The sequence below is a fragment of the Solemya pervernicosa gill symbiont genome, from assembly GCF_002020875.1.
Classification (GTDB): Bacteria; Pseudomonadota; Gammaproteobacteria.
In genome coordinates, this window is the sequence record NZ_MPRL01000084.1 from 1 (window position 1) to 10,581 (window position 10,581).

At 53.1% G+C, this 10,581-nt stretch carries 11 protein-coding genes and 1 pseudogene; 7 read left to right on the plus strand and 5 right to left on the minus strand.

What is annotated here, in order from left to right; genetic code table 11:
• The first annotated feature begins 84 nt into the window (after window positions 1-84).
• Window positions 85-993, plus strand: a complete 909-nt coding sequence (locus BOW52_RS15235) for a DUF6531 domain-containing protein (protein ID WP_078484939.1) — start codon at window positions 85-87, stop codon at window positions 991-993.
• 3 nt (window positions 994-996) lie between these two features.
• Window positions 997-1,377, plus strand: a complete 381-nt coding sequence (locus BOW52_RS15240) for a PilZ domain-containing protein (protein WP_078484940.1) — start codon at window positions 997-999, stop codon at window positions 1,375-1,377.
• A gap of 67 nt (window positions 1,378-1,444) precedes the next feature.
• Here BOW52_RS15240 and BOW52_RS15245 read toward each other — a convergent pair whose 3' ends face one another.
• A complete protein-coding gene (locus BOW52_RS15245; protein ID WP_078484941.1) occupies window positions 1,445-3,433 on the minus strand; it encodes an SLC13 family permease in 1,989 nt (662 codons plus the stop codon).
• A 269-nt stretch (window positions 3,434-3,702) separates the two neighbouring features.
• On the opposite strand from BOW52_RS15245, the gene BOW52_RS15250 reads away from it, so the two are divergent.
• Window positions 3,703-4,614, plus strand: a complete 912-nt coding sequence (locus BOW52_RS15250) for a LysR family transcriptional regulator (protein WP_078484942.1) — start codon at window positions 3,703-3,705, stop codon at window positions 4,612-4,614.
• A gap of 7 nt (window positions 4,615-4,621) precedes the next feature.
• Complete coding sequence (locus BOW52_RS15255) at window positions 4,622-5,758, plus strand: methyltransferase (protein WP_408021573.1); 1,137 nt, start codon at window positions 4,622-4,624, stop codon at window positions 5,756-5,758.
• 149 nt (window positions 5,759-5,907) lie between these two features.
• Here BOW52_RS15255 and BOW52_RS15260 read toward each other — a convergent pair whose 3' ends face one another.
• The 3 genes from BOW52_RS15260 to BOW52_RS15270 all read right to left on the minus strand — a co-directional run bounded on the left by BOW52_RS15260 (window position 5,908) and on the right by BOW52_RS15270 (window position 7,364).
• A complete protein-coding gene (locus tag BOW52_RS15260; RefSeq protein WP_078484944.1) occupies window positions 5,908-6,681 on the minus strand; it encodes an SGNH/GDSL hydrolase family protein in 774 nt (257 codons plus the stop codon).
• 33 nt (window positions 6,682-6,714) lie between these two features.
• Window positions 6,715-6,960, minus strand: coding sequence for a hypothetical protein (locus BOW52_RS15265; protein WP_135622510.1), 246 nt, complete (start codon window positions 6,958-6,960; stop codon window positions 6,715-6,717).
• A gap of 128 nt (window positions 6,961-7,088) precedes the next feature.
• Entirely contained in the window at window positions 7,089-7,364 is a 276-nt protein-coding gene (locus tag BOW52_RS15270; protein WP_078484945.1) for a hypothetical protein, read from the minus strand.
• A 197-nt stretch (window positions 7,365-7,561) separates the two neighbouring features.
• Here BOW52_RS15270 and BOW52_RS15275 point away from each other — a divergent pair, with 197 nt between their 5' ends.
• Complete coding sequence (locus tag BOW52_RS15275; RefSeq protein ID WP_172840383.1) at window positions 7,562-8,398, plus strand: CvfB family protein; 837 nt, start codon at window positions 7,562-7,564, stop codon at window positions 8,396-8,398.
• On the opposite strand, the gene BOW52_RS15280 is transcribed toward BOW52_RS15275, so the two are convergent.
• A complete protein-coding gene (locus tag BOW52_RS15280) occupies window positions 8,395-8,577 on the minus strand; it encodes a hypothetical protein (protein ID WP_078484947.1) in 183 nt (60 codons plus the stop codon). The genes BOW52_RS15275 and BOW52_RS15280 overlap by 4 nt on opposite strands.
• 410 nt (window positions 8,578-8,987) lie before the next feature.
• Here BOW52_RS15280 and BOW52_RS15285 point away from each other — a divergent pair, with 410 nt between their 5' ends.
• Window positions 8,988-9,488, plus strand: a complete 501-nt coding sequence (locus tag BOW52_RS15285; protein WP_078484948.1) for a GlcG/HbpS family heme-binding protein — start codon at window positions 8,988-8,990, stop codon at window positions 9,486-9,488.
• A 393-nt stretch (window positions 9,489-9,881) separates the two neighbouring features.
• Window positions 9,882-10,487: pseudogene (locus BOW52_RS15290) on the plus strand (glutathione S-transferase family protein); the annotation flags it as partial.
• Window positions 10,488-10,581: the final 94 nt, after the last annotated feature.

The window sequence follows — 10,581 nt, forward strand, 5'->3', positions numbered from 1 at the left end:
GACCTCATTCAGCGCTGGGTGGAATCACACCCGTTCAGAAGTTGAATCAGGCTGCATGATCCCTACTTATGAGAACCATTATTAATGGGGGGATTACCATACGACCTGAAGCTGTTATCAGATGGTCCCCAGACTGGACGTTTTGGCACGGTACGATTGACCGGGCAATGTGGTGGAGGTAATTGGATTTTAGGTGCACCTGTTAGCTGTCGTGCAGGCGAAGCAGTAACTGGACATGTTGCTGAGCTCAACGACGGATGTTTCGAAGGGTGTGCCGTCGGTAATCTTAGAACAGAAATTGACGGCAAATGGATAAGCACCCTTCAAGGAGAATTTACCGGGGAAGCCTGTGAAGACTCCGTGCAAAATAATGGCGTTAATACTGATAAAATGCTCGCCTGCGGTACGGTTGGTAGCGGCAGTTACTCCACCAAGATTGGCAATCCAATCGACTTCGCTATAGGGAATAAATATTTCCATGCCAGCGACTACAAGGGAAATGGTGAATTCCCCATTGTATTTGACCGATCTTATAGCAGTTTGGTATTAGGCTGGCGCTATGCCTACACACAACGTATTGAGCGTCTTGCGGATGACCTGATGGTAGTTCGCCGTCCTGGGGGGCAATCCTATGAGTTCCGTCTAAGTGGCGGGCAATGGCTCTCTGATCCGGATGTGACGGATCGTCTTGAAACAGTGACAGATACCAATGGCCTGCTCTCTGGATGGCGGTATATTCTATCGAATAAAAAACAGGAAAATTTCGATACACAGGGCCGCTTACTCTCTATTCGCAATGCCTCCGGGGAGTCGCTATTTTTGCGGAAGCTTGTTTTGGGCATCCAAGCCCAAGCAAGCGGCAAATACTTAACGCGACCGTTTATGCCTACGGCGCCCCGCAGAGTACGGAAAACTCTGCTCCGGTCACAGTTTCCCATCCTCTCCGAGTGTAGGTTTAGAGAAGATAGATATGTTTTTGTGGATTGTGGATAGGTAATGGAGAACAGGCGACGATATCAGCGAATCGCGCTCTCACTGAGCGCCGAGGCGATCAACGCCTCGGGTATGTGCAGACGTGTCGATTTGATCGAGCTATCGCAACAGGGGCTTGCACTGCTGTGCGATCAGGCCGCTATCGACCACCTTGAGGCTCTCGATCCAGTTAGTGGGCGAGCGCGCTTCCCGGTCGAGATCGAGCTCCGTATCGAGCTCCCACTGCAGGGAGAGAAGAAGGCCTTCAATTGCAGTTGTCGTATGGTGCATAAGCAGCGTCGTTCGCAGAACGAGTATCTCTGCGGCTTCCTGTTGCTGGAGATGGGCGAGCATGAGCGTGAGCTGCTGATCGCTTTTCTGGAGTGCTCTGTGAATAGCGATTAGTGACAGTGTTGGTTCAATAAAAAAGCCCGGCAGAGCCGGGCTTTTTTATTGGGTGTGGACACCTCTCCTAGAAGACCAGATTCATCATGATCATCATCACGATCAGGAACAGCACGGTCATAATGCCGCCCGCCTTCATGAAGTCAGGCACGCGATAACCGCCAGGGCCCATGATCAGGGCGTTGACCTGGTGGGTCGGGATCAGGAAGGAGTTGGAGGTTGCGATAGCAACGGTGAGTGCAAACACCGCTGGGTTGGCACCGACACCGAGTGCGATGTTAACCGCCAGTGGTACCAGCAGCACGGTCGCGCCGACATTTGACATCACCAGGGTGAAGAAGGTGGCGAGTACGGCAACAGCGGCCTGGATGACCCAGATCGGTTGATCACCGACAACGGCGAGTACCTGCTCAGCAATCCACTTGGCGGTGCCGGTGGTTTCAACCGCGAGGCCGAGCGGGATTAGAGATGCAAGTAGAAAGACGGTCTTCCAGCTGACTGCCTCATAGGCCTCTTCAATGCTCAATACCTTGGTCAGTACCATGCCGATCGCACCGGTCAGCAGTGCAACCGAGAGGCGCAGGTCGGTGAAGAGAACCAGGCAGAGGGCGATGCCGAAGAAGAGACCGGCGAAGCCGAGCTTGTGGGGGCGAACCTCCTCGTGCGGATACTCGGTGGTGACAACAACGAAGTTACGATCGTTCTCGAGGTGGGCGAGATCGGCCCAGGTGGTGTGTACCACCAGGGCATCACCGGCCTGGAACGGGGTATCACGTACGCCGCCACCCTCTCGGGTGATCGTCTCACCGCCGCGGTGGATTGCCATCAGCGAAAGGCCGTAGCTCTTGCGCATCCAGACATCGCGCGCGCTCTTGCCGATCAGGTTCGAACCGGGCGGGATAACTACCTCGGCGATACCCGATTTATTCGGCACCAGGGCATCGGCAAAAATGTCGAGCTCGGGCTTTACATCGACCTTGGACTTCTCGACGAAATTTTCGAGATTGGTGTTGTCACCGAGCACGCCAAGCACGGTACCGGCATCGATGCCGGTGGAGCGGTCGACGCTCTGCGCGCCGAAGCGAAGGCCATCTCCCTTCTCTATTGCGACGATGCGAACCTTGCAGGTTCCCTCGATCTCATCAAGGCTCATGCCGATCAGGCGGCTGTCGGCGGGCACCAGTACTTCGTAGACGCCGTACTCAACCCCATAGAGCTGGTCAAAGTAGTCCATCGTCTGTTGGCCCGAGGTGACATCCTCATCACCTTTACTGGTTGGCAGCACGAAGCGACCGGCAATGACGAAGTAGATGATACCGGTGGCGACCAGTGCCAGACCGATCGGGGTGACCGAGAAGAGGCCGAAGGTCTCCATCTGCTGCGCATCGGGCAGCGCCTGGTTGGAGGTGAGTATCAGGTCATTGAGCAGAATCAGTGGGCTTGAGCCGACCATGGTGACAGTGCCGCCGAGAATGGCAGTGAAGCCCATCGGCATCAGCAGACGTGACATCGGCAGGCCAGAGCGGGCCGAGATGCGCGAGACGACCGGCAGGAACAGTGCAGCAGCACCGACGTTCTGCATGAACGAGGAGATGAAGCCGACGGTGCTGGAGATGATCGGGATGATGCGCCCCTCGGTGGTGCCACCGACCTTGAGGATGAAGCCGGCGACCTTGCTCATGATGCCGGTCTTGTCGAGCCCGGCACCGATGATCATCACCGCGATGATCGACATCACTGCGTTAGAGGCGAAGCCGTTGAAGAGGTTGTTGGTATCGACCAGCCCCTGCTGCAGCCCCATGAGTGGGGCGAGCAGCGAGGTGAGACCAAGCAGCACCATCACCGAGGCGGCGGCGACATCGACACCGACTACTTCAAAGGCGAACAGGTAGATAGTCAGCATCAGTACCGCACAGACCCAGGCGATCTCGATGGTAGGAACCACCTGGGCGAGGCCGATTGCGATCAGAGCGAAGATCGCGGCAGCGATCCACTGCTTGAGATTGGTCTTGGTCGGGCGGGCCTTGGTCTGCTCTTCATCGGCAAGGGCATTCATTACGGGATAACTCCTAACTCTTTGATAAAACGGTCAAACAGCACGCAACAGCAGAACAAAAAACGGCTCCACACGAGGGGAAGGCCTCTCGTGAAAAGACATTTGTCGTTGGGTTTCGGTCTGAACCAAAATATTCCCCACAGGAAAACAAAGGTCAAACCAAGTGCCAAACTATGGCTGGTTGCGTGCCAGAAATAGATTGATGGTGGCGAATAATGCCTAGTGTCTCGATGCTATTCAAATGAATAGAAATACTCTAATATTCCTAAATGGAATATAGAAGCCTTCCGGACCTGAAGGGGCTGGCTACCTTGAGAGCGGTTGTAGAGCGCGGTGGCGTGGAGGAGGCGGCGCAGTCGCTGCATGTCGGTCAGCCCGCCGTGACTAAGCGACTGCGTGCGCTCGATACCTGTTACGGGATTAAGTTAATGCAGCGCGAAGGGCGGCGGCTGGAGCTGACGCCGGCGGGAAAGCGGGTCTACTCCTACGCCCGTCTGGTGCTCGATCATCAGACCACGCTGCTCGACGATCTGGAATTTCTGCAGGCTGGTCAGAACCGGCTACGCCTCGAGGTCAACTTCTCCATCGGTGAACATCTGCTACCCACGTTGCTGATCGCCTTTGCGGAGGCCCACCCCGAGTATCGGATTGAGAGTCGTATGGGGTACACGCGACGTATTCAGACCCGTCTGGCGACAGGCATGGCCGATCTGGCACTGCTTGAGCAGGCGCCCGACCATCCCGATGTACTGGTACAGAAGTGGCTCGACGATGAGTTGTTGCTGGTCTGTGGGCCGTCACACACACTCTGGGGGAGTGGTCTGCTGCCGGTAGATGATCTGCGGCTGCTCGACTGTGTGCTGCGTGAGGCGAAATCGTCGATGCGTATTCTGCTCGATAAGGCGCTGGCCGATATCGGCATAGAAAGGCTCTCGATTGCGATGGAGGTCGGTTCGACCGATACCATTGTCGAGATTCTTGAGCACGGCAAACACGTCAGCTTTCTGCCGCGCTTTGCGGTTAAGGATGCACTCGCAGCCGGGACGCTCTACCACATCAAGATCCAGGGGCTGCGCATCAAACGAACGTTGTGGATCGCGCGTACCCGCTCCAATCTCAACAGTGCAGTAAGCGAGGCATTTGTTGAGTTGCTGCGTGAAAAAAGCCATGCCAAGGAGTAGAGGTTTGATAGAAGAGCAGGCAAATTTCCCACAGGCTAGTGTCGTACTGAAACGACTACCGAAGCGCAGACGCGAACTTTTACGCGCCTGGGATGCGGCCGATGAGTATCTTCTCAACCATCTTAATGAGCAGCAATTGCCGGTTGCGGGATCTCGTGTCGCCATCGTTAATGACAGCTTTGGTGCGCTGGCGGTAACGCTAGCTGAATATGCTCCGACGGCGATCAGTGATTCATGGCTATCGCAGGCAGCAACTCGAATGAATCTGCAGGAAAATGGTCTAGCAGACAGTGCCGTAACGTTGTTGAGTGCACTCGATGAACTGCAGGGTGAGTTCGATCTGGTGTTGATCAAGGTGCCAAAGACGTTGGCACTGCTGGAGCATCAGCTGATTGAGCTGGCACCCCACCTGACACCTACGAGTCAGCTGATCTTCGCCGGTATGGTCAAGTTGTTACCCAGCTCGGTCTGGAAGCTGATCGAGCGTTTGGTAGGACCAACCACCACATCGCTGGCCAAGAAGAAGGCGAAGCTGATCATTGCCCAGCCTGATGGTTCGTTAAAGATGCCTGAGAACCCCTATCCACACTGCTACACCCTGGAGGGGAGTGACTATCGGATATGTAATCACGCCAACGTCTTCTCACGCGACTCACTCGATATTGGCACCCGCTTTTTTCTGCAGCATTTGCCGCAGATGCCAGAAGCGAAAGAGATCGTCGATCTCGGTTGTGGTAACGGTGTGGTCGGACTGATCGCTGCAGAGAAAAATCCACAGGCATCGATCCACTTTGTCGATGAGTCGTTTATGGCGGTCGCCTCTGCGCAGCAGAATTTTGAAACTGCCTTTGGTGATTCAAGATCGGCCCAATTTTCCGTGGGTGATGGATTGGAAGAGTTTGCAGTGGAATCGGTTGATTTGATTCTTTGCAATCCCCCTTTCCACCAGCAGCAGGCGGTCGGTGATCAGATCGCCATGAGTATGTTCAGGGAGTCAAAGCGAGTACTGCGCAGAGGCGGTGAGCTGTGGGTAATCGGTAATCGTCATCTCGGCTATCACACCACGCTAAAGCGGCTGTTTGGCCGCGTGCAAAATATCGAGTCGAACGAGAAATTTGTTATTTTGCGTGTGCTTCAATCTTGATCACGATTTGTAACTAAACAGAGGTTGGAGTCGCTCTCCAACTCCGACCTGATTTTTAGATGCTGGTCGGTCAGAAATAGATCTGATAGTCAAGATCTGAGCCGTCTATGAGATAGGGCTGATTGCTTGTCTATTATCTGACGCATTAGTTAACGGGGTGAGAGAAATCCCCGTTTTCTGAGTGCAATCTCCCAAGGTCCAGCCAGTTTGTCGAAACCGAGTGGGGTTGGATGGAGTTCATTGAGCCAGTCGCTGGGCAGAAGGGTGTTGCGGCAGTCGACAAACTCAATAGCACCATTTGCAGAGGCTAATTTGCTCATCACTCCGGCAAGCAGGTCAAATAGCTCGGTGACGACCGGCTGCTGAAGTTGTTTCGGCACCTTGCGTTTAACCATCGGCTGTTGGAGTGACTTTCCGTCGGGGATCGGGTGGTCGTAACTGTGGATGAATATGGTTGTTTGTGGCAGCTTGCCCAGAATAGTGTCGACCAGTATTTGGTAGTACTGCTCAATCTCAGTAAACACCGCTTCAATACCACTCTGATTAAAACAATCGATCACACTCTCTGCGTCGCTGCAGTCACTCCGCAACAGTTTGTTGATCTTCTTCTCCCCTGCGATATCGTTGCCGCCGGCTGAGATTAGGACTGCCTTGAGTGTCTCTCCATAACCACCGACAAGGCTGAGGTCCTGGTTGATGATCTGCATGATTACAGGTTTGACCAGATCGGTGGTATCGGCACCGTTGGCGCCCCTGACCAAAATGGCGTGGTAGTCGGTGGAGAGCAGGTTGAGCAGGTTGTTGATCGGATTGAGCAGATTGTTGATCGGGTACCAGCACCACGAGTCGCCGATAGCGAGAAGGGTGGGGTGGTCGTCGCTGGCAATTAGTTCATCTTCATTCCAGTAGGGGTATTCGGCCATCTCAGTTCTCCTTGCTGTGGCTATTTAATTCCTTTACTTGAGTTTGTTTCTCCACTGTTTGCAGTTGTGTTTTGTGAAACGGTCCTTCTGTTTTTGGCGTGATCGTTTCCAGCTCTCCATGGTTCTTGCAGAGCCGCCTGCCCGACGCAGATTGGTGTAGTAGTTAATTTGATCCTGAACAGATTGGCACTGTGCCAGGCTGCCTTTTGAGGCTGCGACAACGTTGTGTGGGTTGATGAGGATTGTAGCGAGTAGAAAAAGTAGGGTTCTGTTTTTCACGGTTCTCTCTCCTTGAGAAACTGCTCTGACTGATTGAATCTTATTTGATCTGTCGGTTGTTTACAGCGTAGTTTAGTCTTGATTTTTGATTGTATTTTGGATGTTACTTTCCTGAGTGGATCCTACTGTTAAGTGGTGTAGCTTGTCAGTGCTGCTTTTACCTGTTGCCACGCCTCTCTGGGACCACTGCAGACATCGTCAGCCAGCCAGCTGGTTCCCCATAAGCGTTCGTGAGCCTCGACCTCACTGCTGACTCGAGTCTGTTCCGCATCACTGATGACCAGTGCAAGCAGCACTGCGGCGCAGGCGAGATGGCGCTCGTAGAGGGGGCGGTCCTCGGCCTGACGAGTCGACTCAGCTGCTTTTTTTAACTTAAGAATATAGGTGGCGATCTCTTGTTCCATGGTGATGGCCTTTTATTATTGTCTGATCTATTTAATGGCCGTCGCAACAGGCCTGGCTCGATAATAAACCGGCATCAGTTGCAGATTCAAACTCAGCGGTTGGAGTGTGTTGCAGCCATATCTCTACGCGGTTGCTTTCACCGCAGTAGCAACGCATCATCGCAGCTGAATTTAACCGTTTATGAATGAGGTTCTGCGTGGCTGAGATTGGCAAGACAAATCGTCTCAAGGTGGCTGAGAAGGCACCCTATGGGCTCTATCTCTCGGCAGGTGAGCTGGGTGAGATCCTGCTGCCGACGCGTTACTGTCCGAAAGATGCCGGAGTGGGTGATGAGGTGGATGCCTTTATCTACTACGACTCTGACGACACCCTGGTAGCGACAACGCAGAAGCCACCGGTTGAGGTCGGTGGGTTTGGCCTGGTGAAGTGTGTCTCGATTGCAGGTCCGGGGGCCTTTCTTGACTGGGGATTGCAGAAAGATCTTCTGGTGCCCTACAGCGAGCAACACAGGCCGCTGGAAGAGGGACGCAGTTATGTTGTCTACGCCTATCTCGATAGTCGTAGCCACCGCATCGTCGCCTCAACACGGCTCGATCGCTACCTCGATAACACACCGGCTGACTACAAGGTGGGTGAAGAGGTCGATCTGCTGCTCTGTGAACAGACCGATTTAGGGTTTAAGGCGATAATCAATAGCGCACATTGGGGCGTGATTTTCGCCGATGAGATCTACCAGAAGCTACGCTACGGCCTGCGCGTGAAAGGTTATATCAAGCAGGTTAGAGATGATGGCAAGATCAATCTCTCACTGCAGAAGGTTGGTTATAAGCGGGTTGACGATCTCTCTGAGCGCATCCTTACGATGCTCAAGGCGGAGGGCGGCATGCTGGCGGTCAGTGACAAGAGCCCACCTGAAACGATCAACAAGCTGTTTGGTGTCAGCAAGAAGGCGTTCAAGATGGCTGTCGGCGCGCTCTATCGCCAGCGTAAGATCGTATTGGAGAAGGGGACTATCAGGCTCAGTGACGACTAGAGGTCGTTCATCTTGGCCGCTAGTGCCTCCTGTACATCCTCCATCACATCACTCATTTCGTAGATGGCACTGGCGCAGCTGCCCTCTATAGTCAGCTTTGAATGGGTGTAGAGACCTCTAAGTTCGATCAGGCCTGCGACGGCATTATTGGCTGTGGTGTTGTTATAGTTATCTTTCATTTCCGACTCCTGTTGTCGGTTTCTCTGTAAGGGATGGTAAATATAGCTGCTGATTTGAGTTTGGAAAGTCTTGAATTGATCTATCTTCTGTAGGTGTATCGCCTACAGTTATCACTGCTTACACCCTATTAAAAGGATTGTTTGAGCTGATTAATGGAGTTTAAAGGCTTCTATATGCTCATATTCCATTAATTAAAGGGCTCGATAACCACTTGTATGGAGATATTAGAGAGTTAGGGCGTTGGAAGGTTGTGAGGTGGCTTAAGGTTCTTTGTTGTGGTGAATGCTGGTTGCTATGCCGTGCTATTGTGAATATTAGTGGTTGTAATGTTGATGATTGTGCTGACATTAGTTGTGGTGGTGGGTTTTCTGTGTCGTTTTTGTTTGGTTTTGATTGACAGGAGAAAGAGATGAGAGAAACTGTTCGTAGATCACTATCGGCACTTTTGTTACTAAGTGGTGCAACTGTTGTAAATGCCGGAGATGTATTGACCGTAAAGACGATCGGTATGGAGCTGGCACGTGATATTGCCACTGAGTCGATTATCGCCTGTCGTGAGATGGGCTATCAGGTGAGTGCGGTGGTGGTCGACCGCCACGGCACGGTACAGGCAGCACTGCGTGACGATCTGGCGGCCCGTTTTACCCTGCAGATCGCAGAGGAGAAGGCGAACATGGTTGTGATGTCGGGCATCAGTTCGGGGGACTTTCGTGCACTTAGGGAGGATATACGTCCAGAACTCAACCATATCGACGGAATTATCGTTATGCGCGGTGGTGTGCAGATCTCGGCAGCCGGCAGTCGTTTGGGTGCCGTTGGCGTGAGTGGTGCCCCAGGTGGTGAGAAGGATGAGGCGTGTGCGCTCAAGGCGCTGGCGAAATTTGAGGAGCGTCTCGAGTTTGCCGACTGAGTGATCAGGGGCTGGTCGCTTTCTGCGTCCAGTCCCTTACTATCTGTCTCTATTCTCTTTAACTATCGCTCAGCCCGATCATTCTGATCGGGATTTTGTACACTTCTATCTATTTATTCGGCCTATGCTCTCTAGTAGGTGATATCTATCCACTGCAACTGGAGGTGGTCGCCATGAGTGGGTATGTCGGTCTCATCAAACGCAGCATATTCGCTCAGCCCTTCCTGCTGATGGCAGCCACCTTCCAAGCCCAGTTGCCGATCAGATGTCACGGGTCATGTTGTTGAGGAGTAGTGCTGTGGCGGGAGAGGTGTTGATGATCTTCAAGAACGGCTGAGGAGAGTTGAGGATGGATAGGATGACACGTAGAGAGCCGGTACTGGTGAGAAACTCATGAGCCTCTGTGTCGATGGTGATGTCTCTGCCAACTGGCTGGAGGCGGAGACGGAGCGCGAGACGGGTGAATTCAAACGCTTCGACTCTCAGTTTCGTAACTGGATAACCCCTGATGGTTCGGTAGGCCAGAGTGGCGTGGGCGGTTTTAAGGCCGAGGCAGGGCGTTACCACCTCTATATCTCTCATGCATGCCCCTGGGCACACCGGGCGCTGATATTCAGAAAATTAAAGGGATTGGAGTCGATGATCTCCCTCTCGGTGGTCAATCCGCTGATGGGAGATGCGGGCTGGTCGTTCGAACCCTATCCGGGGGCTACGGATGATGGGGTCTACGGTGCCCGCTTTCTAAGTGAGCTCTATACCCTGGCGGCACCGATCTATAACGGTATCGTCACAGTGCCGGTGTTATGGGATAAACAACGCAATACCATCGTAAATAACGAATCTTCAGAGATTATTCGCATGTTCAATAGCGCCTTCGAAGCCATCGGCGCAAATGACTATGACTACTACCCGGAATTGCTGCGAACTGAGATAGATACCATTAACCGTGCGATTTACGATCATGTAAATAACGGTGTCTATAAGGTGGGTTTTGCCAGCGCTGACCGCCATGGATAGCGAAGCGAAGGCGGTTAGTCCGCGATAGTCGACGCCGTCTGCCTATTCGTAGTTGAGAGCGCGAGCGAACGACGAA